At 55.1% G+C, this 26,119-nt stretch carries 24 protein-coding genes and 1 riboswitch; of the genes, 17 read left to right on the top strand and 7 right to left on the bottom strand.

Translation table 11 applies throughout. The annotated features are described in order from the left end of the window. Window positions 1-16: 16 nt before the first annotated feature. The 3 genes from KNP68_RS07630 (at window position 17) to KNP68_RS07620 (ending at window position 2,211) form a co-directional block, all read left to right on the top strand. Window positions 17-868, top strand: coding sequence for a DegV family protein (locus KNP68_RS07630; protein ID WP_029594935.1), 852 nt, complete (start codon window positions 17-19; stop codon window positions 866-868). Window positions 869-887: 19 nt separating this feature from the next. Then, complete coding sequence (locus KNP68_RS07625) at window positions 888-1,211, top strand: thioredoxin family protein (protein ID WP_029594936.1); 324 nt, start codon at window positions 888-890, stop codon at window positions 1,209-1,211. Between the two features lie 106 nt (window positions 1,212-1,317). Next, complete coding sequence (locus KNP68_RS07620) at window positions 1,318-2,211, top strand: DUF5996 family protein (protein WP_214799247.1); 894 nt, start codon at window positions 1,318-1,320, stop codon at window positions 2,209-2,211. A gap of 34 nt (window positions 2,212-2,245) precedes the next feature. On the opposite strand, the gene KNP68_RS07615 is transcribed toward KNP68_RS07620, so the two are convergent. The 3 genes from KNP68_RS07615 to KNP68_RS07605 all read right to left on the bottom strand — a co-directional run bounded on the left by KNP68_RS07615 (window position 2,246) and on the right by KNP68_RS07605 (window position 6,086). Continuing rightward, the gene (locus KNP68_RS07615) at window positions 2,246-2,974 is read right to left on the bottom strand and encodes a DUF4261 domain-containing protein (RefSeq protein WP_241764574.1); all 729 of its coding nucleotides are present in this window, start codon (window positions 2,972-2,974) and stop codon (window positions 2,246-2,248) included. Window positions 2,975-3,060: 86 nt separating this feature from the next. Next, entirely contained in the window at window positions 3,061-5,382 is a 2,322-nt protein-coding gene (locus KNP68_RS07610) for an ABC transporter permease (RefSeq protein WP_214799245.1), read from the bottom strand. Window positions 5,383-5,387: 5 nt separating this feature from the next. Further along, entirely contained in the window at window positions 5,388-6,086 is a 699-nt protein-coding gene (locus tag KNP68_RS07605; RefSeq protein WP_214799244.1) for an ABC transporter ATP-binding protein, read from the bottom strand. A gap of 169 nt (window positions 6,087-6,255) precedes the next feature. On the opposite strand from KNP68_RS07605, the gene KNP68_RS07600 reads away from it, so the two are divergent. Both KNP68_RS07600 and KNP68_RS07595 read left to right on the top strand, forming a co-directional pair. Continuing rightward, window positions 6,256-7,086 carry a DegV family protein gene (locus KNP68_RS07600; protein WP_021066472.1) on the top strand — a complete coding sequence of 277 codons (831 nt, stop codon included), beginning with the start codon at window positions 6,256-6,258 and terminating at the stop codon, window positions 7,084-7,086. 128 nt (window positions 7,087-7,214) lie between these two features. Next, on the top strand, window positions 7,215-8,897 hold the full coding sequence (locus tag KNP68_RS07595; RefSeq protein WP_214756272.1) for a GGDEF domain-containing protein: 1,683 nt from the start codon (window positions 7,215-7,217) through the stop codon (window positions 8,895-8,897). A gap of 424 nt (window positions 8,898-9,321) precedes the next feature. On the opposite strand, the gene KNP68_RS07590 is transcribed toward KNP68_RS07595, so the two are convergent. Beyond that, window positions 9,322-9,963 (bottom strand): homing endonuclease associated repeat-containing protein, encoded by a 642-nt coding sequence (locus KNP68_RS07590; protein WP_235045171.1) that lies wholly within the window; start codon window positions 9,961-9,963, stop codon window positions 9,322-9,324. 453 nt (window positions 9,964-10,416) lie between these two features. Here KNP68_RS07590 and KNP68_RS07585 point away from each other — a divergent pair, with 453 nt between their 5' ends. The 6 genes from KNP68_RS07585 (at window position 10,417) to KNP68_RS07560 (ending at window position 15,874) form a co-directional block, all read left to right on the top strand. Then, complete coding sequence (locus tag KNP68_RS07585) at window positions 10,417-11,229, top strand: undecaprenyl-diphosphate phosphatase (protein WP_029594943.1); 813 nt, start codon at window positions 10,417-10,419, stop codon at window positions 11,227-11,229. A 94-nt stretch (window positions 11,230-11,323) separates the two neighbouring features. After that, window positions 11,324-11,466: riboswitch (FMN riboswitch) on the top strand. Window positions 11,467-11,618: 152 nt separating this feature from the next. Continuing rightward, window positions 11,619-12,698 carry a bifunctional diaminohydroxyphosphoribosylaminopyrimidine deaminase/5-amino-6-(5-phosphoribosylamino)uracil reductase RibD gene (ribD, locus tag KNP68_RS07580; protein ID WP_214799242.1) on the top strand — a complete coding sequence of 360 codons (1,080 nt, stop codon included), beginning with the start codon at window positions 11,619-11,621 and terminating at the stop codon, window positions 12,696-12,698. Beyond that, window positions 12,679-13,320, top strand: a complete 642-nt coding sequence (gene ribE, locus KNP68_RS07575; RefSeq protein ID WP_131471900.1) for a riboflavin synthase — start codon at window positions 12,679-12,681, stop codon at window positions 13,318-13,320. Before ribD ends, ribE begins: the two co-directional genes overlap by 20 nt. Next, on the top strand, window positions 13,320-14,504 hold the full coding sequence (locus KNP68_RS07570) for a bifunctional 3,4-dihydroxy-2-butanone-4-phosphate synthase/GTP cyclohydrolase II (protein ID WP_029594946.1): 1,185 nt from the start codon (window positions 13,320-13,322) through the stop codon (window positions 14,502-14,504). The genes ribE and KNP68_RS07570 overlap by 1 nt, the downstream gene beginning before the upstream one ends. After that, on the top strand, window positions 14,501-14,965 hold the full coding sequence (gene ribH, locus KNP68_RS07565; RefSeq protein WP_021066479.1) for a 6,7-dimethyl-8-ribityllumazine synthase: 465 nt from the start codon (window positions 14,501-14,503) through the stop codon (window positions 14,963-14,965). The genes KNP68_RS07570 and ribH overlap by 4 nt, the downstream gene beginning before the upstream one ends. A gap of 93 nt (window positions 14,966-15,058) precedes the next feature. Then, window positions 15,059-15,874 (top strand): ZIP family metal transporter, encoded by an 816-nt coding sequence (locus tag KNP68_RS07560; protein WP_214799240.1) that lies wholly within the window; start codon window positions 15,059-15,061, stop codon window positions 15,872-15,874. A 49-nt stretch (window positions 15,875-15,923) separates the two neighbouring features. On the opposite strand, the gene KNP68_RS07555 is transcribed toward KNP68_RS07560, so the two are convergent. Both KNP68_RS07555 and pruA read right to left on the bottom strand, forming a co-directional pair. Then, window positions 15,924-16,292 (bottom strand): iron chaperone, encoded by a 369-nt coding sequence (locus tag KNP68_RS07555; RefSeq protein ID WP_131471906.1) that lies wholly within the window; start codon window positions 16,290-16,292, stop codon window positions 15,924-15,926. A 54-nt stretch (window positions 16,293-16,346) separates the two neighbouring features. After that, window positions 16,347-17,891, bottom strand: coding sequence for an L-glutamate gamma-semialdehyde dehydrogenase (pruA, locus tag KNP68_RS07550; RefSeq protein WP_021066482.1), 1,545 nt, complete (start codon window positions 17,889-17,891; stop codon window positions 16,347-16,349). Between the two features lie 171 nt (window positions 17,892-18,062). Between pruA and KNP68_RS07545 the strand changes: the two genes are divergently transcribed. The 3 genes from KNP68_RS07545 to KNP68_RS07535 all read left to right on the top strand — a co-directional run bounded on the left by KNP68_RS07545 (window position 18,063) and on the right by KNP68_RS07535 (window position 20,936). Next, the gene (locus KNP68_RS07545; protein ID WP_214799237.1) at window positions 18,063-18,878 is read left to right on the top strand and encodes a nuclear transport factor 2 family protein; all 816 of its coding nucleotides are present in this window, start codon (window positions 18,063-18,065) and stop codon (window positions 18,876-18,878) included. A gap of 12 nt (window positions 18,879-18,890) precedes the next feature. After that, window positions 18,891-19,328, top strand: coding sequence for a thioredoxin-dependent thiol peroxidase (gene bcp, locus KNP68_RS07540; RefSeq protein ID WP_021066484.1), 438 nt, complete (start codon window positions 18,891-18,893; stop codon window positions 19,326-19,328). A 231-nt stretch (window positions 19,329-19,559) separates the two neighbouring features. After that, entirely contained in the window at window positions 19,560-20,936 is a 1,377-nt protein-coding gene (locus KNP68_RS07535) for an alanine/glycine:cation symporter family protein (RefSeq protein WP_029594951.1), read from the top strand. A 39-nt stretch (window positions 20,937-20,975) separates the two neighbouring features. On the opposite strand, the gene KNP68_RS07530 is transcribed toward KNP68_RS07535, so the two are convergent. Continuing rightward, window positions 20,976-22,679 carry a methyl-accepting chemotaxis protein gene (locus tag KNP68_RS07530; RefSeq protein ID WP_214799235.1) on the bottom strand — a complete coding sequence of 568 codons (1,704 nt, stop codon included), beginning with the start codon at window positions 22,677-22,679 and terminating at the stop codon, window positions 20,976-20,978. Window positions 22,680-22,896: 217 nt separating this feature from the next. Here KNP68_RS07530 and gatC point away from each other — a divergent pair, with 217 nt between their 5' ends. The 3 genes from gatC to gatB are packed head-to-tail and all read left to right on the top strand — an operon-like array spanning window position 22,897 to window position 26,084. Then, on the top strand, window positions 22,897-23,187 hold the full coding sequence (gene gatC, locus KNP68_RS07525; protein WP_021066487.1) for an Asp-tRNA(Asn)/Glu-tRNA(Gln) amidotransferase subunit GatC: 291 nt from the start codon (window positions 22,897-22,899) through the stop codon (window positions 23,185-23,187). Window positions 23,188-23,198: 11 nt separating this feature from the next. Next, window positions 23,199-24,641, top strand: coding sequence for an Asp-tRNA(Asn)/Glu-tRNA(Gln) amidotransferase subunit GatA (gene gatA, locus KNP68_RS07520; protein WP_021066488.1), 1,443 nt, complete (start codon window positions 23,199-23,201; stop codon window positions 24,639-24,641). Between the two features lie 12 nt (window positions 24,642-24,653). Next, window positions 24,654-26,084, top strand: coding sequence for an Asp-tRNA(Asn)/Glu-tRNA(Gln) amidotransferase subunit GatB (gatB, locus tag KNP68_RS07515; RefSeq protein ID WP_021066489.1), 1,431 nt, complete (start codon window positions 24,654-24,656; stop codon window positions 26,082-26,084). Window positions 26,085-26,119: the final 35 nt, after the last annotated feature.

The following is a 26,119-nucleotide window of genomic DNA, read 5'->3' as shown; positions in this document are numbered from 1 at the left end:
TTGGAGGATTTTTGTTATGACCAAAATCGCATGGATTACCGATAGTATGGCCAATTTCTCGAAAGAAGAGGCGGCCCGTCTCGGTGTCGATATCGTCCCGATTCAATTGATCGTCGACGGCAGCGGCTACAGCGAAGTGGACTTGTCGCTCGAAGACTTGCATCGCTATATGATCGACCAAAAGAAAGAAGCGAAGACGTCACAGCCGATCTTCGGTGACTTCATCGCCCGTTATGAACGTTTGAAAGAAGAAGGGTATGACTGCGCCATCGCCGTCCATTGCTCGAACGGCTTGAGCTCGACCGTGAAAAACTCGAGTGCGGCGGCCGAAGCGGCCGACTTCAAAGTGTACACGGTCGACTCGCACGCAGCGCTCGAGGAGCAGCAAGAACTCGTCCGTCTCGGTCTCGCCGCCGAGGCTGAAGGTAAGTCGGTCGAAGAAATCGTCGCCTTGCTCGAAGCGTGGCGTGACAAGAAGAACTTCTTCATGATTATCGGCAACATGGAAACGATGCGCCGCGGGGGTCGCGTCTCGTCAGGCGAGATGTTCCTTGCCAACATCCTTAACATCAAACCGATTATCACGCTCGATGAGACGGGGAAAGTCATCCCGTTCAAAAAAGCACGGTCGCTCAAGAAAGCCTACGCCGAGATGGTGACAGAGCTCGAACGTCGTCACGCCGCGAACGGCATTCATAACAACCGTGTCTTCGTTCAGACGGCGCTCGCTCCAGAGATGCAGGACAATATCGTCGCGCTCATCCAAGCGAAGTTGCCAGACATTGAAATCGTCAAGACGCGTTTCTGTCCGTCGATTGCGGTCCACGCAGGCTTTGAGACGGTCGGCATTCTCTGGCTCGACGCGTAACCATAAAGGAGGGAGTTTGATGGAAGCTGTCACCACACTCACTGCGTTACAAGACCGGATTGCGGACTCGGACCAATTGCTCGTCTACGTCTCGCATCCGACCTGTAGCGTCTGCCACTCGCTCAAACCGCAAGTCGAAGAGATGTTGACGGAGTTCCCCGATATCGAGGCGGTCGCCATCGATTCGGATCAGGTGCCGGAAATTGCCGGTGCCTACTCGATTTTCACCGTACCGGTCGTCCTGTTCTTCCTCGACGGCAAAGAGACGCTCCGTCGCGCCCGGTTCGTCCCGATCGGCGAGCTGACGCATCAACTCGAACGTCTCCAAGAGATGCGCAGCTAAGTCCACAGACATACGTCTGTGGACTTTTTTGATTGTTCGCGTTGGGGACGGGGAATCAGGATAGTAGTTGCGTCACTTGTACGAAAGAAGAAATGGGGAAACGCTCATGAATCTGATCCGCCACTCCGACTGGGCCGACACGAAGCTCACGCTCCATCTCGTCTCGCAAATTCTCGGGAAAATCAAACTCGGGCTGGCCCCGCAAGAGCCACAGTGGGCCCACGTCACGTTGCCGCTCACCGTGAACGGGTTTTCGACCGGGCCGCTCTGGAGCGGGGAAACGTTGTTCGAGATTGACGTCGACGTCGCGGCCGGAATCATTACGGTGCACGTCGAGTCGAATCGAACGATGTTCCCGCTTGAGAACGGGAAAACGCTCAAAACGTATTACATGGAAATCATCGGTACGCTTCAAGCGTCCGGTGTTCGACTCGAGCTCAATCCGAAGACGCAGGAAATGCGAGAACTCAGATACTTGGACCGGGATGAGGCGCCGCTCGCTTACGATGCCGATGCCGCGCTGAAAGGGCTGCGTTTGTTCCAATATGCCGCACGGGAACAAGCGACGTTTCTCGCCCCGCTCCGATGCCGGAAAGTGAAACCGGCTTTGTTTTGGGGCACGTTCGACGTCTCGTCGATGATCGTCTATGGGAAGTCCGAGCCGTTCCTGGAAGACAAACTGATTGAGAAGGCGGCGTTCGATGAGCACATGATTGAGTTCGGGTTTTGGCTCGGGGATGCGTCCGTCGACGTGCCGACGTTCTTTATCTTGCCGTATCCGTTTCAATACTCCGAGCTCGCCTCGGAACGGCTTCAACCTGCGGACGCCTACTACGACGCCAAGATGAGCGAATGCTTTCTGTCGCTGGAGAAAGTAGAACGGTCGGGTGACATCCAAGCGTTCTTCCGGACGTCATTCGACCTATTGAGTGAACAGCTCGGATGGGAAGGGTGCGCGCATTATTTCTCGCCGCTCGATATGCCGCCGCAACCAAAATAAGGGCCCACAGACGAAAGTCTGTGAGCCTTTGTTTTTATTCTGCTGCGACTTGTGGCACGAGGTAAATCAAGCCGAACGGGTTATGGAGCAAGTTGTCGATTGACGTCCGCTCGTCTTCACCCATCTCGACCGTGAACGTCTTGCCGTCCTCGAACGTGAAGCTGTCTCCGTCTCCGAACATCGAACCACCCGATATGAGGTGGAAGTTGAACGAGTGGACGACGTGAATCGCGTCTTCAATCTCGAGCGTGGCCGGTACGGCGACGTCGGCGTGACCGAACGCTTTCATGCCCCACGAGACGTAGGCGTCTTCTTCTTCCGTGATGGCCGTCAGAAGTGAGTAGTCGAGGGCGAGATCTTCTTCTTTCGACTCCTGCCATTCGTCTTTCGAGTAGGCAACACCAGCCGTCTCGACCATGACGCCGAGGCCGCCGGCGTTCAAGATGGCGTTGGCTGCACGGCGCGCCGCCGCAATGTCTGACACGTCATTGACGTCGACAATCAAATAGACGATGTGCGTATGGCGGGCGAGCCCTTTCGCGATTTTCGGCGTGAAGCCACCTGAACTGGCGTGAATCATCGCCTCGGCGAGGGCAGGGTCGCGCTCGACGACTTCGACCGTGAATGCTTTCCCAGTCTCGTCTTCTAACAGCAATAGGCCTGCCATCGTGTAGCCTTCGCTATGTAAACTGATTTGTTCGCTGACTGCCTCGCCCGATGACCAGTTTCCTGGGATGGCGAGCAATACTTGTGTACGGTTCATAAGAATCATCCTCTTCTTCTAATAGTCAGGCCCCTCACAGGGAGAGGCCCGGTCTCTTCTCTTATTATGCCCTATTTGGCGACAAATTATTCTTGATATGTCTTCAATACTTCTTGTAACGGGATTTGATCGATTTTCCGACGACTGATGAACGTACTCGCGAAGAAGAGGAGCGTCACCGCGCCGAGCGTATACAGCACGTACACCCATTCAAATTCGAGCGGCAGGACGAGGCCGTAATCTTCTGCGAACACGACGATGATGACCCGCAAGATGAGGAGGGCGATCGGGATGCTGAGGAGCGCAGAGGCGAGCGCGTACATGAAATAGCTGTTCAAAATCATCGAACGGACCTCACGACGGTCATAGCCCATCACTTTCAACAGCGAGATGACGTAATAGTTTTTCTCGACCGTGAGCGCCGTCAAGACGAACAGGATACTGAAGGCGATCAATGCCGACCCGCCGATCATGACGTTCATCATCAAGTTCATATATTCATTGATGGACTGGGACTGCTCGATGAGGCCGCTCCGAGAGATGATGGTCGGATAGTCCGTCTCGTCCGGACGTTCGGTCGCGTAAATGCCGTTGAACAACTCGTCCGTCGTCCCGTCCGACAACTGTTCGCTGAGCGCCGCACGCGATAGATAGACCGTGTCCCCCATATACTCATCCGCGATGCCGCGAATTGGATACGACAGCGTCTCGTCTTCGAGTTCGATCTTGAGGGTGTCCCCGGTCTCGAGTCCGAGCTTCAAGGCGAGCGAGGCGCTCACGATGACCTCGTCTGCGGCAGGCGTCAAGTCATTCCCGTCTTCGTCTATAAGCCGATCGAGCGTGTTTGTCGCATCGAGCCCTTTCAACGTGACGAGCTTGTCTTCGACGAACGCGAACGGATAGGTGAGGAACGGTTCTTGTCCGTCACGAAGCGTGGGCTGCGTCGTCGTATACGCCTCGTACGCATAGTCAGCCTCATTCAATTCCCCGACGGTCATCCGGTCGACGGCCCCGTTCATCATGAGGGCGAAGACGATGAGAAGGGTGGAGAACAGGATGCCGAGGAAGAAGATGATGAAACTGCCCGTGCTTTTGACGGCGTATAAATATTTAAACTTCGTCTTGCCGCGTGTGTTGCGGAGCATGCGGCTGACGATCCGACTGAGGCGGTTGAGCGATACGTTGTCGCGAGGTGACAACAAAGCGAGCGCGCTCTCACCCATGATTTTATAGATGACCGCCCCTGCGACGAGAGCGAAGAAGAAGAGCGGGGCGAAGACGGCCGTGAGAAAGACGAGCGGGCTTTGAGCGATGGTGATGGACGGCAATAGATAGAAATCGAGATACAGGTTTTTGAGCGGTTCGGCGAAATAGAGCCCGAGAAAGTAGCCGATGACGAGCATGATGGTCGCGAACACCAAGATGAGCACCAGATACGGTATGGTAATTTGGCGTCGGTTATACCCGATTGCTTTCAATAGACCGATTTGTCCGCGTTCGGCCTCGAGCATGTTCGAAATCAAGATGGCGACGATGATGACGGCAATGGAGACGATGAATAAGCTCAAGCCGAGCGCCATCGCTTTACCGGACGAGATTTCGCTATAGATGGCGCCACTGCGCATGATGTTCTCCGTCTCCATGACCGAGATGACGAACGGGAGCTCGATGTCCGTCACGACTGTCCCGTCGGCGGCACCAGCCAAACGGAACGATTCCGTGCCGGTCACTTCCTCGTAAGCGTTGTCCGTCATGAGGAGAAGCGTCTGCGTGCCCGGGTCGAGGTTAAAGTAATTTTCATCAAACAGCGGCAACGTATAGTCCGGGAACAGGACGAACCCGCTCACCGTGAACGGGCTACCGAGGTCAATCGTGTCGCCGATGGCAATGTCATTCTTCTCGGCGTATTTCGCATTGATGGCGACCTCGTCGTCTCGCACGGGGCGCTTGCCCGCTTCAAGATACGAGAGGTTGATGGCGTCCGCTTCTTTCAAGACGAGTCCGCGGTGCTCACTCGAGCCGAAGGGATAGTTAATCAGTTTTGAAGCACGCAGTTCGAGCGTCGCGTTGCCCATGTCACGCTCGACGGCATCAATCCGCGCCGTGACCAACGCATCGAACGCCGCCTCGTCGACACGTTGCAAGTCCGATAGTGTATATCGACCTGAAGCGATGAAGTCGGCGAGGGCGGGGGCGGTTGCTTCTTCCGCGGTGACGCGGTTGAGCATCTCGACGGCAAAGTCTTCTTGATTCGATGACGCAAGATATTCCTCGGTCGGGACTTCGATGCCGCTGATGCCATAAAACATCATCGTGTACGTGAGCGAGCTCATGACGATGATGACGGCGATGGCGAGAAGCTGCATCCATTTACCGGCGAGCGTCTTCCATACATTTTTATAAAGCATCTGTCTCACCCCCAGTGGATGTCACGAGCAGATCGTTTAATCGGGTTGTGCGTCAATTCAATAATTCGACCCGAGTTCATTTTGATGACGTCATCGGCCATCTCGCTAATTCCCGTGTTATGGGTGATGACGACAATCGTCTTGTTGTACGTCGTGTTCAATCGTTCGAGTAGCTCGAGCACCCGTTTCGAGTTGTCCTCGTCGAGCGATCCCGTCGGTTCGTCACAGAAGACGATGGACGGATTTTTGGCGAGGCTGCGGGCGACGGAGACGCGCTGTTGCTCGCCCCCGGACAGTTGATACGGGTATTTGTCGCGGGCGGCCGTCAGTCCGACCTGCTCAAGCAATTCATCGATTGGGAGTGGGTTGTCAGATAAATCGGCCCCGATTTGAATGTTTTCATAGACGGTCAGGTTTTGGAGCAGATTATACTGTTGAAAGATAAAGCCGAGATGGTCGCGCCGAAACGCGGTCATTTGTTCCGGGGACAACTTGGTCAGGACGGTATCACCGAACATGATTGTCCCGGACGTCACCGTGTCGAGTCCGCTGATGACGTTCAACAGCGTGCTCTTGCCGCTCCCGCTCGGTCCCAGGATCACGACGAACGCGCCGTCCTGAATCGTCAACTCGATGTCTTTAAGCGCCGCCGTCTCGACATCCCCGGTCTTATAGATTTTATTGACGTGCTCGATGTGAATCATGCCGATTCCTCCTTTGTCCGATGCTATCTTTTACCCGTTTCAGGCGCATTGTGGACGGGAATATGTGAAACTTCAAGGGAATTCGATTTTTGAAAAAATAGTGAAACCGCTTCACCTGTGATAAAATAATATTACCAGGTACTAATTTTGATTGAAGGAGAGCCCTAACATGAAAATTGCTTATATTACGGACAGCACCGTTGTCCTTCCAGATTCGATTCAGCACCACCCGGACATCCATATCGTCCCGCTCTACGTCGTCAAAGGGGATCAACCGTATAAAGATGGGGTCGAGGTCGATGCCAAGACCGTGTACGAATGGATTGATGCGGGCGAACGCGTCTCGACGAGCCAACCGGCCATCGGCGACTTCGTCACATTGTATGAAGGAATCAAAGATCAGTATGACATGGGCATCGCCGTCCACTTGTCATCCGACTTGAGCGGCACGTATTCGGCATCGGTCCAAGGCGCAGAGATCGCTGAGTTCAAATTGCTCGCGATTGACTCGCGGGCCGGGATCTATACGATGGGACTCATGCTCGAAGAGTTGATTGAACGTGTCGAACGCGGTGACGCGCTCGAGGACGTCGAAGCGTATATGAAACAACGTGTCGAGGATGTCCGCATCGAGTTGATTTTGCAAAACTTGACGCAGATGCAAAAGGGCGGACGTATCTCGAAGTCGAAAGCGCTCATCGGCAACATGTTGCAGTTGAAACCGGTGCTCCGTTTCGAAGACGGGCTCATCGTTCCATATCAGACGGTCCGGACGTATAAAAAAGCGCAAGCCCAGCTGTTCGAAGCACTCCGTCAAGCCATCGATTCGGGCGAGTGCACGGACGTCTCAATTTTCCACGGAAACGTGCCAGAGCTGGCCGAGTCGTGGAAACGTGAGCTCGGCGATAAAGCCAAGATTCGGGTCGACACGCTCGCACCGCTCCTCGGAGCACACACGGGGTCAGGCTCAATCGGCATCTCGTTTTTAAAAGCGAAGTGATGACAAGATCGTGACGAGAGTCACGGTCTTTTTTTCATTGTCAAAACTTTCAAACAACGGCTGGAATCTTCAACCAAGAACCTTCATACTGTGTAAGAATGATAACGGATAAGGAAAGGGGGGAGACGATGCGATTTCGGAAGTACCTCGTCAGGAGCTGGTTCTCGTGGTCGATCGTCTTCATGGGGATTCTCTCCTATATGTGGCTCGGTATCGGGACGTTTGATTGGTCGTTGTTTTGGTTCATCTTTACGCTCGGTGCCCTGTTCGTGATGAATCCGCTCAAGCGGCGGCACTTGCACTTCACGTTCCATGAGATGTTTGTCTTTATGACGTTCTTCTTGTACGGTCTGCTCCCGGCCTTATTGATGGGACAGCTCCTGCTGCTCACATTCCAGGCCCGGACGTTCGCCAACAAAGTCGGGCGGCGACGATTTTTACATTTCTATCCGCTCAATACGTTGATTGAGGCGATGTTGCTCGTCTTACCAGGACTCGTCTACTTGCGGCTCGGCGGACAAATTGGTCCGAACGTCCATCTGCTCGAGCAAGGTACGGCGCTACTCGGTTTCTTCGCGATCTTGTTCCTCGTCCTCGGATTCAGTTTCCTCATGTCGCGGTTCTTGATCGGGGAACGGATTCCGCTCCCGATCATGTGGCGTCTGCTCCGATTCGACTGGCTCGTCATCTCGCTCGAGCTATTGTTCACGATGGTCGCAATCGAGGCGTTCCAGTTGTTCGGCTATACCGGCCTGATGGCGACGTTCCTCATTCTGTCGCTCCTCAAGATGGGGCTGTCCAAAGCGACGGAGACCGAGGAGACGCAGTCGAAAATCGACCAAGTCGAGCGTTTGAAAGAACAGCTCTACCGAGTCGACAACGAACAACTGCTCATCGAGAAGTTTTGGAACGGGTTAAGAGAAGTCGTCGAACTCGAACGTGGCTGGTTACAAGTCAATCGAACCGGCGACCGCACGTTCTATGACGTCAGCGGACGAAAGTCAAAACCGATTGCCGACGCCTTTACGCTCGAACGGCATCGGGATGCGGAAGAGCCGTACTTCGTGTACGATTCGCTCCATGAGTGGCATCCCGACCTGCAGGCACAACAGACCGAGTTACATCATTCGGCCCTCGTCATCCAGCCCGTTTCGAGCACGACGAACGCGGTCAGTTGCATGATTTCGACGACAGCGAACGGCGCGTATGAAGGGGCGATCGCCGTCGAGATTCATCGACTGTTGAAAACCTTGTCCTGGTCACTCGAACGGATTGACGAGCGCAACCGGCTCCAGCATGAGAGTCTGACCGACCCGATGACAGGGCTGCCGAACCAGCGGGCGCTCAAACGTTGGACGAAGGAGCGGTTGAACGACATTGCCTCGTATCCGTTGTCCGTGTTCTTGGTCGACTTGGATCATTTCAAGGCGATTAACGATACGTATGGCCATGCGTTCGGGGATGAAGTGTTAATCGAGGCCGGGGCGCTGTTCAGTCGTCTCGTCCGAAGCGGTGACCTCGTCACGCGTTACGGCGGCGAAGAGTTCGTGTTCGTCTTCCCGCGCATGGATGAGGCGGCCGCGCTCGTGACGGGAGAGAAGATCCGCCAAGCGCTCCGCGCCCATCCGTTCGGCTCCGAAGGGATCCGCGTCCAAGTGACGGCGAGCATCGGCATCGAGACGATCCACGAGTATGACGACCTCGACACGCTACTCCGCCACGCCGACCGAGCCATGTACGTCGGTGCAAAATTCAACGGGCGGGACCGTGTCGCCCATTATCGCGACACGTCGACGGAACGGATTCAATGATGAAAGAGAACACGAATAAGCCGGTGTTCTTCTTTTTCGTCTAATCAACATGAACGATGTTCGGCCGACGCCCTCCGTTCCTGGGGCGATGCGGATGCCTCCGCAGCGCGTGCCGCGCTTTACGGAGTCATCCTTGCATCGCTCTCCCCTAGGAGTTCGGGCACCGGCCAAGGCATCGTTCAACAAATATTGAACGAACTTCCATGTCTGACACGGGATATTGATGTACCGTGGCGCTTTCGATGCGCTCGTCCGTCGGCGCCCCGACTCTTGCAGGATAGCAATCCGACGGAGACCCAGCAGCGTAAGCGATGCGGCTCCGGGATTGCCTGCAGAAAGCGTGGGCGCCGAAAGGACGATGACGCAACATCTACAAAATAAAGGAGGACACCGGATACCCGGCGTCCTCCTTATGAATGAAAGATTATAATTTCTGATTGAAAATTTCTGACTCGACCGCGTGAATCGCAGCCGACCATGAACCGTAACGATGAAGAATTGCTTTCGTGGATGGTTTGTTGTTCCGTTTTGCCCATTCGCGATACGCTTCGAAGGAAAGAGAGAAGCCCATCTCGTGAATCGCTTCACGGAGTGCGGTGGAGAGCTCTGATTTCGAGTACGTCACACTCGCTTCAAGTCCGGCTTCGGCGCAGGCGTCATGCCACGAACCGAACGTCTTGACGATATGGTAATGGCTCGGTGCTTTCGGATGGAGCTTGCGCCATTCCTGATACTTTTTGAGCGTGATAATCGATCCCATGTCGCGCGAGTAGAGGGCGAGTGTCTCGATGATATCTTCACGCGTGTACTTTGGCATTTTGTCCGGGAGATCGACAGTCGCCTCTCCGTGCCATTCATAGCCGGCGATTGCAAGCGCCTCGGCCCATGACCCGAACTGTCGGATAATCGACTCGGGAGATGGCCAGCTTTGTTCCATCGCGAAGCGACGATACACAGAGCGTCGTGGACGTTCCTTCAACAAGTCGCCGAGCAGTCGAATACAGTGAATCATCCTCTGCTGTTCGGTGGACAAGTGGTGGGATTTAGTGGATAGCGTTTGACTCAATGATGGTTCCTCCTTCCATGGACTCATATCTGAACCGACAAAGATGACGAAGTTGCTTCTACAATCATACTATCGGCCAGTTTTTACAATTTATAAGTGCATTGTTCAAGTTTTTTTAAACCGATTTTATGAACGGGTAGGTCTAAAGTCCTGTTTATACTTTGAAAAAATGGTAACAGTTCTATTACAAATTTAATATTAAATGGGTTCAATTGTAAACAAAAAGTTTTATCGTGGCTAATATGTAATAATCTGTACGAAAAAGTACCCAACTGGCCAATGGGGTCATCACCGTCGCACCAGTTGAGTACTCTTCTATAATAAATTTAATTTTCAGACTAATCAAATGAAAGTTTTGAAAATAACGATTTTTTTTTGAAAGGGTGGTCAGTGAAACGAACGGTCTGCTAAAATAATGGAATTGATGTAAATAAGAAAAGAGGATGTTACGATATGACAATATGGTTATTTTATCTCCTACTCGGCTTGATTCAAGGGTTCACCGAGCCGATTCCAATCTCATCAAGCGGTCACTTGGTCATCTTCCAAGAGCTGTTTGATATCGAGTTACCGGGGCTCTCCTTCGAGATTTTCGTGAACTTTGCCTCGTTGCTCGCCGTGTTAACGATTTATCGGCAGGACGTCGTCCGTCTCGTCGTCAGTCTGTGGACGTTCTTGTTTAAAAAGGACCGCAGTGACGAGACGATGGTCGACGTCAAGTTCATTGGTCTCTTGCTCGTCGCCACGGTCCCAGCCGGTGTGCTCGGCGTCCTGTTCGGCGATTGGATTGGCGAGAAGCTCAGCGGCGTCGCCACGGTCGGTTATACGCTTATCCTGACCGGGGTCGCGCTCTGGTTCATCCGGAATATGCGAGGGAATAAAGGAGACGGCGGCATCACGCTCCGCGACGCCATCTTAATCGGTCTCGCTCAAGCGGTCGCGCTCATCCCAGGGATCAGTCGCTCCGGGGCGACAATCGTCATGGCGATGTTGCTCGGCATCAAACAAGAGTCGGCGCTTCGCTTCTCGTTCTTCCTGTTCATCCCGATCAGTCTCGGGGTGACGATTTTAGAGGGACCGGAGTTGTTCACGAATCCAGAAACACGTGATTTGTTCGGACCGCTCATCTTGGCGTTCATCGCCTCGTATGCGCTCACGGCCATCTCGCTCAAATGGTTCCAGCACATCATGGCGAAAGGCGAGCTCAAATACTTCTCCTTCTATTGCTGGGTTGTCGGACTCCTCGTCGTTTTATTCTTGGCTTGATTTACAAAGCGTTGCTCACACGAGCGGCGCTTTTTTTGCGCATTTCGTTTTGCCATCCATTTATTTTTGCGCTAAAGTGGAGACGTACAAACAAATATTCCTTCGGGGTCGGGTGAAAGTCCCAACCGGCGGTGATGGGCGCGAGCCTTAAGTCCGTGACCCGGTCGCACGTGTGCGAACGGTGGATCTAGTGCGATTCTAGAGCCGACAGTATAGTCTGGATGGGAGAAGGAAACATGACAGGTCCACGCGACCTGTAGTTCGTCGTACGTTTTTCTGTAAAGAAAACGCTTATTTGGCTTGCCCAAATGACGACGGACGACTCCCACCGAGACCTTGAGGATCATTCCTTGAGGTCTTTTTGTTTGTACGAAACAAGGAGGGAGATTATGCAACAGTACATGCAACAAGCCATCCAATTGGCCAAATCCGCCTCTTCGACCGGCGTCAATCCGCGCGTCGGGGCCGTCGTCGTCAAGGACGGTCGAGTCGTCGGGTTCGGCGCCCACTTGAAGGCGGGGGAAGCGCACGCCGAAGTGCACGCCATCCGCATGGCCGGTGCTGCCGCCTATGGCGCCACGATGTATGTCACGCTCGAACCGTGCTCGCATTATGGCAAGACACCGCCGTGTGCCGATTTAGTCGTAGAGTCGGGCATCAAACGGATCGTCATCGCGATGACCGACCCGAATCCGCTCGTGTCAGGGCAAGGCATCGCTCGATTGAAAGCGGCCGGGATTGATGTCGAAGTCGGTCTGCTCGAGAGTGAGGCACGAACGCTCAACGTGGCGTTCTTGCGCTCGCTCGAGACGAAACGGCCGTATGTCATCTTAAAGACGGCGACGAGCCTTGACGGCAAAGTCGCCCTCGATACCGGTGACAGCAAGTGGGTGACCGGAACCGAAGCGAGACGGGACGTCCATGAACTGCGGGCGTCGGTCGATGCGATTTTGACCGGTGTCGGCACTGTCCTCGCTGATGACCCGGCCCTCACCGTCCGGCTCGACCGCGAGACGACGGAACCGCTCCGGGTCGTGCTAGACCGAGAGTTACGCACGCCGCTGTCAAGTCAGCTCGTCCGGACGGCGAACGATGTGCCGGTGCTACTCTACACGACGTCCGACGATCAAACGAAGCGGGACGCGTTCATCGAGCGCGGCGTCGAACTCGCGGCGTACACGTCGCTCGACGCTGTGCTGCAAGACGTCTACGCACGCGGCATCGGTCGTCTGCTCGTCGAAGCGGGACCGACGCTCGTCACATCACTCTTGGACGGACGGTTCGTCGACGAGTGGGTCATGTACCAGTCACCGCGCGTGTTCGGCGGCAAGGGCGGATTTTACCGTTCGCATCATGACGGTCCGCTCGATGCAATCAATCGATATGACGTGCAATCGGTCGAGACGGTCGGCGCCGACATCAAACTCATCATGCGAGAGGGGGAGTCCGATGTTCACGGGAATCGTTGAAGAAATCGGCAGTGTCAAGGCAGTGAAACGCAACGGTCCGTCCCTCCGACTCACGCTCGCCGGAAAAATCGTCCTCGAGGACGTGAAGCTCGGTGACAGTATCTCCGTCAACGGCATCTGTCTCACCGTGACGACGTTCGATCGTGACAGCTTCTCGGTCGATGTCATGCCGGAAACGCTGAAGGCGTCGAGTCTCGACGGGGTCCGCCCCGGCACGAACGTTAACTTGGAGCGGGCTATGCCCGCGAACGGACGCTTCGGTGGTCACTTCGTATCGGGTCACGTCGACGGGGTCGGGCGCATCGTCAAAAAACAATCGCTCGCGAACGCGGTCTATGTCGACATCAGCTGTGAGCCATCTCTCCTCCGTTATATCGTCCCGAAAGGTTCGATTTCGGTCGACGGGACGAGCTTGACGGTGTTTGATGTGACGGAACGCGGCTTCACGTTGTCGCTCATCCCGCACACGTACAGTGAGACAGTGCTCGGGATGAAACAGGCTGGGGATGCGGTCAATTTGGAATGTGACATGTTGGCTAAGTATATGGAAAAACTCGTAAGTCAAAAACCGATGACGCTCGAATCGCTGGCGTCACAAGGGTATGGAAAGGCGGGATGGTAATGTTTCACTCGATTAAAGAAGCAGTCGAAGAGTTGAAGATGGGACGTCCCATCATCGTCGTCGACGATGAGGACCGGGAGAACGAAGGGGACTTCGTCGTCCTCGCGGATAAAATGACAGCAGAGACGATGAATTTCCTCATCACGGAAGGCAAAGGGCTCGTCTGCGCTTCTCTCGCTGAAGAAGTGGCCGTCCGGCTCGACTTGCAGCCGATGGTCGCGAACAGTACCGACCCGCACGGCACGGCGTTCACGGTCAGTGTCGACCACGTCGATTCGACGACGGGCATCTCGGCGAGCGAGCGGGCCCATACGGTGCGCGAACTCGCGAATAGCAACGCCCGTCCGGCCGATTTCCAACGTCCTGGTCATATCTTCCCGCTCATCGCCAAAAAAGGTGGCGTCTCCGTCCGGCGCGGGCATACGGAAGCGTCGGTCGATTTGGCGCGACTTGCCGGAAGTGAACCAGTCGCCGTCATCTGTGAGATTATCCGTCCGGACGGCGAGATGGCCCGGTTGCCGGACCTTGAACGTGTCGCACAAGCGCATGATTTAAAATTCATCACGATTGAGGAATTAGTTCGCTATATGGAGACGGACCTCGTCGAACGAGAGGCGGACGTCTCGCTCCCCTCGGTGAAAGGGGACTTCCGATTGATCGGTTATCGGAACGTCCTCGACCGGGAAGAACACGTCGCGCTCGTCAAAGGTGAGATCGAACACGCACCGCTCGTCCGGATTCATTCCGAATGTCTGACCGGTGACGTCTTCGGGTCCCATCGTTGCGATTGCGGGCCACAACTGGACACAGCGATGGCGAAAGTGGAAGCCGAAGGCGGTGTCATCTTGTATATGAGACAAGAAGGGCGTGGCATCGGTCTGCTCAATAAATTGAAGGCGTACGAACTACAAGAACAAGGGCTTGATACGGTCGAGGCGAACGTTGCGCTCGGACTTCATGCCGATTTGCGCGATTACCGGGTCAGCGCGGCCATGCTTCGTGACCTCGGCGTCACGAACGTCCGGCTCATGACGAACAACCCGGAAAAAGTCGATGCGTTAGAAGCGTGCGGCATCACGGTCATCGAACGTGTCCCGATTCTCGTCGGCGCCCATGCGGCGAACGAGAAGTACCGAATGACGAAACAACAAAAAATGAATCACTTTGGAGGAGAAGAATCATGATGCATACATTTGAAGGAAACTTGGTCGGAAAAGGCTTGAAAGTCGGAATCGTCGTCGGACGGTTCAACGATCTCATCACGATGCGCTTGCTAGACGGGGCGAAGGATGCGTTGAAGCGCCACGGCGTCGAACAAGACGACGTCGAGATCGCATTCGTCCCTGGGGCGTTCGAACTCCCACTTGTCGCGAAGAAGATGGCGATGAGCAAGAAATATGATGCCGTCATCACACTCGGGGCCGTCATCCGTGGGGCGACACCACACTTCGACTACGTCTGTAACGAGGCGGCGAAAGGCATCGCCCAGGCGAGTTATCAGTCAGAAGTACCGGTCATTTTCGGTGTCTTGACGACCGAGACGATTGAGCAAGCGATCGAGCGAGCTGGAACGAAAGCCGGGAACAAAGGTTGGGAAGCGGCAACGTCGGCCATCGAGATGGCGAACTTGATGCGCGCGTTTTAATTGGACGGGGGAGAGCGAACCAGCTCTCCTCTTTTTTGTCGTTAGCGACGCATGCGTCCCGGGAAAAGGATAGGGTGGAAGGAGGCGATGGTGATGTGGGAATGGGTGGCTCAACTGAGCCCGGCCATGCAGGCGTTGCTCGGGACGATGTTCACATGGGGGATGACCGCGCTCGGGGCGGCAATCGTCTTCATGACGAAGTCGATTAACGAGCGGTTGATGGACAGCATGCTCGGGTTTGCCGGCGGTGTCATGATAGCGGCCAGTTTTTGGTCACTCCTCGCCCCGGCCATCGAAATGGCGGAACAAGACGCGATGCCGGCTTGGTTTCCGGCCACCGTCGGTTTTTTAGTGGGTGGTCTGTTTTTGGCAGTCGTCGACAAACTGATTCCGCACGTGCATCCGACACCATCCCTAAAAGAAGTGGAAGGTTTCCATCCCCAAAAACGGAAACGGAGCACGTTGCTCGTCTTGGCGATCACGCTGCACAATATCCCGGAAGGACTGGCCATCGGTGTCGCCTTCGGGGCGGTCGCGGCCGATTTCCCGTCCGCCTCGCTGACAGGTGCCATCGCGTTGGCCATCGGCATCGGCATTCAAAACTTTCCGGAAGGTGCCGCCGTATCGCTCCCGCTCAGACGGGATGGGCTCTCCCGGCGCCGCAGTTTTTTCTACGGTCAGTTATCGGGCATGGTCGAACCGGCGGCCGCACTGGTCGGCGTTTGGGCCGTGCTTGTCATGGAGCCGCTCTTGCCGTTCGCGCTCAGCTTTGCCGCCGGGGCGATGATTTTTGTCGTCGTCGAAGAAGTGATCCCGGGGTCGCAAGAGAATGGGCATAAAGATATGGCGTCGATGGCGTTGATGCTCGGCTTCACCATCATGATGATGTTGGACGTGGCGTTAGGATAAGCCACAGAAAAGGAGCGGTGACATGTGCGTCATCGCTCCTTCTTTCAGATCAACGCCAAAACGACGTGTGACCGGCCTTATCTTCGATATTGAACGCGATGATGTCACGAAGCAAATCGTAGTCGACGGTTTGGCTCCACTTGATACGGAACAGCTGTTTCGTCTGCGTATAGCCCGCCTCCCGGATTTGCATCTGGAACACCTCGAGCGGGACGGCCTCCGGCGCGACGGCAAAGTGTGCTTTGGCCACACTGAAGGCGATGATGAACGTCCCGTGATCGGTGAACATCGGCTGATTCCAGGCGATGCGTTCCTCGAGGTGCGGGAATGTCTCCCGGACCCACACGAATATGTCGTCCAGTTTGGCACGGTGTTCCAGGTCGTCAATCGTTGCTAAAAAATCGTCAAACGTCTCCATGAGAAACCTCCTTTGGTGAAAGAAAGCCCGACTCAGATGAGCCGGGCCGATTGATTAAAACGTCTCAGACGTCGTTTTTGCTTGCATGTGGAGCTGGATGTAATCCGGTCCGCCTGCTTTTGAGTCTGTACCTGACATGTTGAACCCGCCGAACGGCTGATAGCCGACGATGGCGCCTGTGCAACCACGGTTGAAATACAAGTTCCCGACGTGGAAGTTCTGACGCGCGTACTCTTGGTTCGAGCGGTCACGCGTGAGGACGGCACCCGTCAAGCCGTATTCCGTGTTGTTGGCGATGTCGATCGCTTCTTTGAAGTCTTTCGCTTTCGTGAAGGCGACGATCGGTCCAAAGATTTCTTCTTGCATGAGACGTGCTTTCGGCGCGACGTCAGCGACGACCGTCGGCTCGATGAAGTAGCCTGTCGAGTCGTCGGCTTTACCACCGGCGACGATTTTGCCTTCTTCTTTGGCGACGTCGAAGTATGATGTGATCTTCTTGAACGCGGCCGCATCGATGACCGGTCCCATGAAGTGTTCGTTTTGCTCCGTGTTGCCGACCGAGAGTTCGTTCGTCAACTCGACGACGCGGTCGAGCACCGTGTCATACACGCTGTCGACGATGACGGCGCGCGAACAAGCCGAACATTTTTGACCAGAGAAGCCGAACGCCGATTTGACGATTGACTGGGCCGCGAGTTCGAGGTCCGCTGATTCGTCGACGACGATCGTATCTTTTCCGCCCATCTCTGCGATGACGCGTTTGAGCCAGATTTGGCCGTCGTTCAATTTAGAGGCACGCTCGTTGATGCGCAAGCCCACGTCACGTGAACCTGTGAAGCTGATGAAGCGTGTCTTCGGATGGTCGACGAGATAGTCACCGACTTCTGCGCCTGGTCCTGGGATGAAGTTGAGGACGCCTTTCGGAAGGCCTGCTTCTTCCATGACCTCGACGAATTTCGCAGCGACGATCGGTGTCGTCGATGCTGGTTTCAAGAGGATCGTGTTACCAGCAACGATAGCCGCGACGGCCGTCCCTGCCATGATCGCGAACGGGAAGTTCCAAGGGCTGATGACAATCCCGACCCCGAGTGGGATGTAGTCATAGCGGTTGTATTCGCCCGGACGGCTCTCGACTTTTTTACCTGGTTTGAGCTCGAGCATTTGACGTGCATAGTACTCCATGAAGTCGATCGCTTCCGCTGTATCCGCGTCCGCTTCGTTCCACGGCTTGCCTGCCTCTTTGACGAGGTAAGCTGAGAACTCGTGCTTGCGCTTGCGGACGATGTTCGCCGCCTTGAACAAGACGTCGGCACGGACGGCCGGGTCGACATGGCGCCATGAGTCGAACGCTGTGAGCGCTTCTTGCATCGCACGCTCAGCGAGCTCTTGGTTCGCTTTCGAGACGTGACCGATGACTTCTTCTTTATTGGCCGGGTTGTAAGACGTGATTTTGCCTTCCGTCGTAACTTTCTCCCCACCGATTACGAGCGGATAGTCTTTTCCGAGCTCACCGTTGACTTTCTCGATCGCCGCTTGGATGGCTGCGGCGTTCTCTTTGTTTGTAAAGTCTGTGAATGGTTCATGTTTGTATGGAATCATTCTCGTTCCCCCTTAAAAGTGATCGTATATTGAAGCGCTTACGTCTGTATTGTATCGAAAATCGTGGTGAAATCCTAGTGAAACAATTTTCCAGAAAAGCGTGTCGTTTTCGCTCGAAATCGAGTCGTGGTAGGATGAGGGTACAGGACGACTTGCGAAGGGAATGATTGAATGAACAAGTGGATGATGCCGCTCGCGCTGACCGTGTTGCTCGCGGGATGCGGGACGGCGGACGAAACGCCGACGGAAGAGGCGGCCGAAGAGACGAAAACGCCGCTCCCGGAAGCGGTCGAGACCTTGTATACGTCATACCAACAAGCGCTCGAAAACGGTGATGCGGCGGCACTCAAAGCCATCGACTATGCGGGCGAGTTGACCGACATCCCGGCGACCGGTGCCGAGATGCGTGGCCTCACGCCGGGCGATATGTACGAGAGCTGGGTGAACGAGGACGGGGACGTCGCGTTCATCGTCCATGAGATGGAGGATGCGGACGGCAATGAACTGCCGAACCGACTTTCGAAAGTCGCTATCAAAGAAGGGGAGGACTGGAAACTCGTCGTCACCCCGGCTCTTATCCCGGCCGACGTGATTGGGGAAGTTGGCGACATGTTGACGGGAATCGAGGCGAACGAGTACGGCGTGAATGCAGAAGCGAACGCCCGTCTCGCCGAAGTGCCGGAAGACGAGGCTGGCCCGATTTATGACCAAGTGAACGCCCAGACCGACTACGTCGCGCTCGAGGCCGACAATAACGTCTTCTTGCTCATGGCCGAGACGCTCACGGTGCCGGAAAACCAAGACACGATGGTCAACTACTTCGAGGCGTACCGGACGTGGTATACCGACAATGAGGCGGCACTTAAAAAGGCCGCTGCAACAGAAGATCCGGTCGAGTATCTCGAAGTGCTCGAACCGCTCAAACAAAAATTAGAACAAGCGATCGACGGTTATGACGAGAATCTCGTCGACCCGTCGTTCGGATAAGGAGGAAATAACATGTTAGCACCGACATTCACATTACCGAACCAAAACGGGGACATGATCTCGCTCGAGGACTACCGGGGCCAGAAAGTCGTGCTTTATTTTTACCCGAAGGACGCGACACCGGGTTGTACGACCGAGGCATGTGACTTCCGCGATGCGACACCGCGATTGAACGGGGCCGTCGTCCTCGGCATCTCGGCCGACAGCCAGAAGAAGCACCAAAACTTCATCGCCAAACATGAGCTGCCGTTCGATTTGCTCGTTGACGACACGCATGAGGTGTCGGAGCTATACGGCGTTTGGCAATTGAAAAAGAATTACGGGAAAGAGTACTATGGCATCGTCCGTTCGACGTTCCTCATCAACGAGGACGGCTATATCGAACAGGAATGGCGCAGTGTGAAAGTGAACGGACACGTCGACGAGGTCGTCGCGGCGCTCACGACATGAAACGAGACGGCTTCCAAAACGGGGGCCGTTTTTTTGTGCGCCTCGCATTACAATTTTATTTCAAATACTAAATTCAGAATTAGGGTAAGATAAAGCGGAAAAGTGGTATATTACAAAAATATTACACGACATCGGACCGGATTAATGCCTTGTCAACTTGACGAAGTTGAGAATGTTCTGAAAAATATGAAGGAACGGTGAACACCAGATTTACATAGGGGGCAGAGTAGCATGGAAAAGTTTGAAGCGGTCCTGACGAGTTTATCGAACCTCGTCTGGGGGCCACACTTATTGATTCTATTGATTGGGACAGGCGTCTATTTGACGTTCCGGCTCGGCTTTATCCAAGTGACGCGGCTCGGATACGGTTTGAAAGAGGCGTTCCTCCCGAAACAGAAAACGGGAGCGGAAGCAGAGAAACAGAAAAAGCAACGCGGTGACATCTCTCACTTCCAAGCGCTCATGACAGCGCTCGCGGCCACGGTCGGGACCGGGAACATGGTCGGCGTTGCGACGGCGGTCGTCCTCGGGGGACCGGGCGCCATCGTCTGGATGTGGCTCTCCGGTTTCATCGGGATGGCGACGAAGTACGCCGAGGCGATTCTCGCCGTCAAATATCGTGTCGTCGATGAGCGGGGCGAGATTGCCGGCGGACCGATGTATTACTTGGAGCACGGCTTGAAGAAGAAGTGGCTCGGCATGACGTTCGCCTTGTTCGCTGCGATTGCCGCGTTCGGCATCGGCAACGGCGTCCAGACGAACTCAATCAGTATGGCACTCAACACGTCATTCGGGATCCCGATGCTCGTGACGGGCATCGGGCTCATGGTGCTGACTGGATTCGTTATCCTCGGGGGCGTCAAATCGATTGGGAAAGTCGTCGGCGTGTTCGTGCCCGTTATGATCATCGGCTATGTCGGTGGGGGTCTCGTCATCCTCGTCATGAACTTCGAGTTGATTCCGTCGGCGTTCGCGACCATCTTCTCGAGCACGTTCAGTGCGGAAGCTATCGGCGGTGGGGCGCTCGGTGCCGCGATTCGATACGGGGTCGCACGCGGCGTGTTCTCGAATGAGGCGGGCCTCGGCTCGGCGCCAATCGCAGCGGCAGCCGCGAAGACCGATTTCCCGGGACGACAGGCGCTCGTCTCGATGACGCAAGTGTTGATCGATACGCTCATCGTCTGTTCGATCACCGGGTTGACGATTGTCATGAGTGGTCAGTATACGAGCGGTCTGCAAGGCATCGAGTTGACGCAAGCGTCATTCGCGTACTTCCTCGGTCCGATTGGGGAACTGATCGTCACAATCTCGCTCGTCTTCTTCGCGTTTTCGACAGTGATCGGCTGGTGTTATTATGGGGAACGGTCGGTCTATTACTTGCTCGGGGAGAAAGCCATCATGCCGTATCGGATGATGTATATCGTCGTCGCCGGACTTGGTGCGATGACGACGAACTTGAACTTGATTTGGGCCATCTCGGACGTCTTCAACGGCCTGATGGCGATTCCAAACTTGATTGGTCTCTTGTTCTTGTCAGGTGTCGTCGTCGCCGAGACGAAGCGTTTCGAGCTCGAACGGAAAAAAGAACTGCGGCAAGCGGCCGCTTAACCAAAAGGAAGCGCCCTCGCATGAGGACGCTTCCTTTTGTCATACTTTGAATTGACCGATCAACGTGTTCAATTCGTCCATCTTCTGTTGCGAGATCTCGGTGACGCGGTTCAATTCGCTGAAGCGGTCGACAGACATCGTCACTTTCTCGGCGATTTCCTGTGTGCCGAGCGCACCGTTGTTGACCGTGACAGCCACGTCTTGGATGACCCGGATCATATTCGACGTCAACTGCTCGAGTTCGATAGCGGCGACGGCAAACTCTGAGGCGGTCGCTTCGAACCGGCCGGCGTCCTCACTGTAATGCTCGGCCGCCTCTTCGAGTTGGTCATAGTCTTTCAACACGTTTGTATCGAGGAAACTGAGCATCTCGCTCGACGTGTCGTTCAAATGGTCGACGGAGTGGAGCACGGTCGTCGAGATGGCTTGAATCCGTTCGACGGTCGTCCGGCTCGTCTCGGCGAGTTTCCGAATCTCATCGGCGACGACGGCGAACCCGCGTCCCGCCTCACCAGCCCGAGCGGCTTCAATCGAGGCGTTCAAGGAAAGGAGATTCGTCTGGGCGGCGATGTCTAAAATGTCGTTCGTGAGTATCGCGATCTCCCGGACGGCTTTGGCGTCTTGCATCGCCTGCTCTAAATTGACGCGCGTCGACGAGAGGACGTGGAGGGCGGACGCTTTTGCCTCGACGGCATGGTCGCGCAAGGCGACGGCGCGGGCATCGACTTGCTCGGCCTCGGCTTTTCGCTCGGCGGCCATCGTCACGATGTTGTGAAGCGTCCGTTCCATGTCAGAAGCCGACGCGTTCATCTCTTGGGCGCTCGCGGCCGTCTGTTGCATCCCGGCCGTCAAGTCCTCGGTCGTGGCGGCCGTCGTCGTCATGTACGTGTCGAGCTCGCGCAACTCATCATACATGCGACTTGACTGTGCGGTCACCCCGTGAGACACACCGTTCACTTGCAAAATCAATTGGCGAAGGTTGGCAAGGAATTGGTTGAAGTCGCGGGCGAGTCCCGAAAACTCATCGCGGCGCTTCACCGGGATGGCCGTTGTCAAATCGCCTTGGCTCGTGGCTAGCTCCCGCATCTTCACTTTAAACTCGTTTAATGGCTCAAAGATGGAGCGGAAGATGAATACCATCATCAGCACCGTGAAGATGACGGCAGCGGCCATGATGATCATGAGTGTGAGCTGGACTTGTTCGAACAGCGCCGCACCGGATTCCGTGTCAGACCGAATCTCATCGCGGTTCAAGTTGACGAGCAGACCGAGCGTGTTTGACAAGGCGTCAGCGCTTGGTGTCGCCGTGTCCCGGAAGTAGGCGTCGGCCGCGGCTTGCCCGTCCTCGTTCGAGACGCGCACCAACTCATCGATGTTCGTCTGGAATGACGTCCATTGGGTCGTCGCTTGATCGAACAATTCCTGATCGGCCTGTGTGATAATCGTTGACTCATATCCAGTCATTTGTTGTTCGAGAATCGTGACGGCTGTCTGCAAATCACGCTCGATGTTTTGCTTCATCACCTCGTCCTCGACCAAGGCGTGGCGCGTCATATGGCGACGAATCTCGAGCAACTGTTTGTCGACTTGATGGATTTGGTCCATCCCTGGCACCCACGAGACGGTCATATCTTGTTGGGCGGCCTTGGATGCATTCAACGCATAAAACGAGTAGCCGCTCACCCCGAGCAACAACACGAGCAAGACGGTGAACGCGACGATCAGTTTATTACGGATTGACATAGGAATCCCCCTCGAAAAAATAATGCTTCTTTCTAAGCATAATGAGATTAGGGGACGGACCGAATAGGTGTTTTTGGAAACGAGTCAATATTACGAGGACATTCCCTAAGTTTTCAAAAAAGACATCAAGATTGGCGAGATGGGATTTTCTTTTTTGTCTTATAAAAAAGTGGTATGATAATGGACGATGTATTGAAAACTGTTGGAGGTGGAACCTTTGGCTCGAATCACAGAAGCTGAAGTTCGGCACGTCGCCGGACTCGCTCGACTTGCGATCACAGAAGATGAAGTGACGCACTTCACGGAGCAATTGACAAAAATCCTCGAGTTCGCCGAGCAACTCGATGAACTCGATACGACGGGCGTCATCCCGACGACCCATGCCCTAGATTTGAAAAACGTACTACGCAAAGACGAGGTTCGTCCTTCACTTCCACGCGAGGAAGTCGAACGGATGGCACCTGATTGGGAGAACGGCCAAGTCCGTGTCCCAGCGGTCTTTGAATAAGGAGGCCCTTCATGAGTTTATTTGATCACGGTGTAGCCAAGCTGCATACGCTTATAAAAGAAGGCGAAGTCACGGTATCCGACCTCGTCAAAGAATCATTTGACCGCATCGAGGCGACCGACGAGAAAATCGGTGCCTTCTTGACGCTCAACGAAGACGCGTTCGAACAGGCGAAACGGATGGACGAGCTCGCCAAGACCTCGGACAACCCGCTCTTCGGTTTGCCAATCGGCGTCAAAGACAATATCGTCACGAAAGGGACACGCACGACGTGTGCCTCGAAGTTCCTCGAGAACTTTGTCCCGGCCCATGACGCGACGGTCGTCGAGCGTCTCCATGACGCCGGTGCCGTCACAATCGGGAAGTTGAACATGGACGAGTTCGCTATGGGTTCATCAAACGAGAACTCGGCGTTCAAAGTCGTCCGTAACCCGTGGGACCCGACGCGCGTACCAGGCGGTTCGTCAGGCGGTTCAGCGGCAACGGTCGCGGCCGGCCAAGTCCTGTTCAGCCTCGGCTCGGATACGGGTGGCTCGATTCGTCAACCGGCGGCCTATTGTGGCGTCGTCGGGATGAAACCGACGTACGGTCTTGTCTCACGTTACGGCCTCGTCGCATTCGCCTCGTCGCTCGACCAAATCGGTCCGCTCACACGTACGGTCGAAGATAACGCCTACTTGTTGAACGCGATTGCCGGTCATTGCGACATGGACTCGACGTCAGCAACGGTCGACCTTCCGGATTACACGAAATCGCTTCACGGCGACATCAAAGGCATGAAGCTCGCGCTTCCAAAAGAGTTCATGGCCGAAGGCGTGTCAGACGGTGTCCGCAAACAGATTGAAGAAGCGGTCGAGACGCTCAAGTCGCTCGGTGCGACGGTCGAGACGGTCTCGCTCCCGACGGTGAAATATGCGCTCCCGACATATTACTTGCTCGCGTCATCAGAAGCGTCTTCGAACCTTGCCCGGTTTGACGGCATCCGTTACGGGCGCCGTGCCGAGGCTGATGCGCTCGAAGAAGTGTTCACGTATTCGCGCGAACAAGGTTTCGGGGAAGAAGTGAAACGCCGCATCATGCTTGGGACGTACGCACTCAGCTCGGGTTATTACGATGCGTTCTATAAGAAATCGCAACAGGTCCGCACGCTCATGAAGCAAGACTTCGCGAACGTGTTCGCCGACTACGATGCGATTATCGGACCGACTGCGCCGACGGTCGCGTTCAAACTCGGTGACCAGCTCGAAGATCCGCTCACGATGTATGCCAACGATATTATGACGATTCCGGTCAACTTGGCGGGCATCCCGGCCATCTCGGTACCGGCTGGCTTGTCAGAAGGCCTCCCGGTCGGTTTACAGATCATCGGGAACCATTTCAGTGAACCAACACTCTACCGCGTGGCCCATGCTTTTGAACAAGCAAACGGCGGTTTCAAGATGCCACAGCTCTAAGGAGGACGTACGATGAACTTTGAAACGATCATCGGGATCGAGGTGCACGCCGAGCTGAGCACGAAGTCGAAGATTTGGTGTGGCTGCTCGCGCACATACGGTGCCGAAACGAATACACAGACGTGTCCGATTTGTCTCGGACACCCGGGCGTCTTGCCTAAATTGAACGAAGAGGCGGTCAATCTCGCCATCAAGGCCGCGATGGCACTCAACTGCGAAATCGCGACCGACACGAAATTCGACCGCAAGAACTATTTCTATCCGGATACGCCGAAAGCGTACCAAATCTCGCAGTTCGACCAGCCGATTGGTTTCAACGGTCACGTCGACGTCGAAGTCGACGGTGAGATGAAGCGGTTCCGCATCGAACGCGTCCATCTCGAGGAAGATGCCGGGAAGATGAACCACACGGGCGAGAAACACTCGGTCGTCGACTTCAACCGGACTGGGTCACCCCTCATCGAGATCGTCAGTGAGGCCGACATGCGCTCACCGAAAGATGCCGTCGCGTATCTCGAGCGCTTGAAAGAAGTGCTCTCGTTCGCGGGCGTCTCGGACGTCAAGATGGAAGAAGGGTCGCTTCGTTGCGACTGTAACATCTCGGTCCGTCCATTCGGTCAAGAGCCGTTCGGAACGAAGACGGAGCTCAAAAACTTGAACTCGTTCTCGAACGTCTTGAAGGCGCTCGAGTATGAGGAAGACCGTCACCGCAAACTGCTCATCACGGGCGGCGTCATGCGTCAAGAGACGCTCCGTTTTGACGAGGCAGCGAAGAAGACGATCCTCATGCGTGTCAAAGAAGGAGCGGCCGATTACCGCTACTTCCCAGAGCCGGACCTCGTCCGTCTCGAAATCGATGAGGAATGGAAAGAACGCATCCGCGCCACGCTTCCGGAACTTCCGGTCGCACGTCGCGAACGTTATATGAACAACTACGGCTTGTCGGCTTATGACGCCAAGGCGCTCACGTCGACGCGGGAGTTCTCGGACTTCTTCGAAGCGACGACTGCGGCCGGTGCCGAACCGAAAGCGGCAGCGAACTGGCTCATGGGCGAAGTGCTCGGCCACTTGAACAAATCGGACGATACGATCGAGACGATGAAATTGACGCCGAGCTCGCTCGCGGAGTTGATTCGTTTGATTGGAGAAGGTACAATTTCTTCGAAGATCGCCAAACGCGTGTTCACAGCCATGATCGAAGAAGGCGCCGAGCCGAAGGCGTACGTCGAAGCGAACGGTCTCGCCCAAATCTCGGACGAGAACTTGCTCCGCGGCTACATCCTTGACTTGTTCGAAGCGCATCCGCAGATGATTGAAGACTTTAAGAACGGGAAAGACCGTGCCAAAGGCTTTATCATCGGACAGATCATGAAGCAGACGAAAGGGATGGCGAACCCGGCACTCCTCGATGGCTTGTTCCACGAAGAGATCGCCAAACGCTAAACAAGCGGCGAGGCACTTGTGTCTCGCTTTTCGCT

Origin of the sequence: Exiguobacterium sp. s50, from assembly GCF_018618175.1 — a bacterium.
Taxonomy (GTDB): domain Bacteria; phylum Bacillota; class Bacilli; order Exiguobacteriales; family Exiguobacteriaceae; genus Exiguobacterium; species Exiguobacterium chiriqhucha.
This window is presented reverse-complemented; position numbering and strand designations above follow the sequence as displayed.

Bases quoted from the DNA above. Each gene is read 5' to 3' on its own strand.
- KNP68_RS07630 (WP_029594935.1), top strand. From the start codon at position 17: ATGACCAAAATCGCATGGATTACCGATAGTATGGCCAATTTCTCGAAA.
- KNP68_RS07625 (WP_029594936.1), top strand. From the start codon at position 888: ATGGAAGCTGTCACCACACTCACTGCGTTACAAGACCGGATTGCGGAC.
- KNP68_RS07620 (WP_214799247.1), top strand. From the start codon at position 1,318: ATGAATCTGATCCGCCACTCCGACTGGGCCGACACGAAGCTCACGCTC.
- KNP68_RS07615 (WP_241764574.1), bottom strand. From the start codon at position 2,974: ATGAACCGTACACAAGTATTGCTCGCCATCCCAGGAAACTGGTCATCG.
- KNP68_RS07610 (WP_214799245.1), bottom strand. From the start codon at position 5,382: ATGCTTTATAAAAATGTATGGAAGACGCTCGCCGGTAAATGGATGCAG.
- KNP68_RS07605 (WP_214799244.1), bottom strand. From the start codon at position 6,086: ATGATTCACATCGAGCACGTCAATAAAATCTATAAGACCGGGGATGTC.
- KNP68_RS07600 (WP_021066472.1), top strand. From the start codon at position 6,256: ATGAAAATTGCTTATATTACGGACAGCACCGTTGTCCTTCCAGATTCG.
- KNP68_RS07595 (WP_214756272.1), top strand. From the start codon at position 7,215: ATGCGATTTCGGAAGTACCTCGTCAGGAGCTGGTTCTCGTGGTCGATC.
- KNP68_RS07585 (WP_029594943.1), top strand. From the start codon at position 10,417: ATGACAATATGGTTATTTTATCTCCTACTCGGCTTGATTCAAGGGTTC.
- ribD (WP_214799242.1), top strand. From the start codon at position 11,619: ATGCAACAGTACATGCAACAAGCCATCCAATTGGCCAAATCCGCCTCT.
- ribE (WP_131471900.1), top strand. From the start codon at position 12,679: ATGTTCACGGGAATCGTTGAAGAAATCGGCAGTGTCAAGGCAGTGAAA.
- KNP68_RS07570 (WP_029594946.1), top strand. From the start codon at position 13,320: ATGTTTCACTCGATTAAAGAAGCAGTCGAAGAGTTGAAGATGGGACGT.
- ribH (WP_021066479.1), top strand. From the start codon at position 14,501: ATGATGCATACATTTGAAGGAAACTTGGTCGGAAAAGGCTTGAAAGTC.
- KNP68_RS07560 (WP_214799240.1), top strand. From the start codon at position 15,059: ATGTGGGAATGGGTGGCTCAACTGAGCCCGGCCATGCAGGCGTTGCTC.
- KNP68_RS07555 (WP_131471906.1), bottom strand. From the start codon at position 16,292: ATGGAGACGTTTGACGATTTTTTAGCAACGATTGACGACCTGGAACAC.
- pruA (WP_021066482.1), bottom strand. From the start codon at position 17,891: ATGATTCCATACAAACATGAACCATTCACAGACTTTACAAACAAAGAG.
- KNP68_RS07545 (WP_214799237.1), top strand. From the start codon at position 18,063: ATGAACAAGTGGATGATGCCGCTCGCGCTGACCGTGTTGCTCGCGGGA.
- bcp (WP_021066484.1), top strand. From the start codon at position 18,891: ATGTTAGCACCGACATTCACATTACCGAACCAAAACGGGGACATGATC.
- KNP68_RS07535 (WP_029594951.1), top strand. From the start codon at position 19,560: ATGGAAAAGTTTGAAGCGGTCCTGACGAGTTTATCGAACCTCGTCTGG.
- KNP68_RS07530 (WP_214799235.1), bottom strand. From the start codon at position 22,679: ATGTCAATCCGTAATAAACTGATCGTCGCGTTCACCGTCTTGCTCGTG.
- gatA (WP_021066488.1), top strand. From the start codon at position 23,199: ATGAGTTTATTTGATCACGGTGTAGCCAAGCTGCATACGCTTATAAAA.
- gatB (WP_021066489.1), top strand. From the start codon at position 24,654: ATGAACTTTGAAACGATCATCGGGATCGAGGTGCACGCCGAGCTGAGC.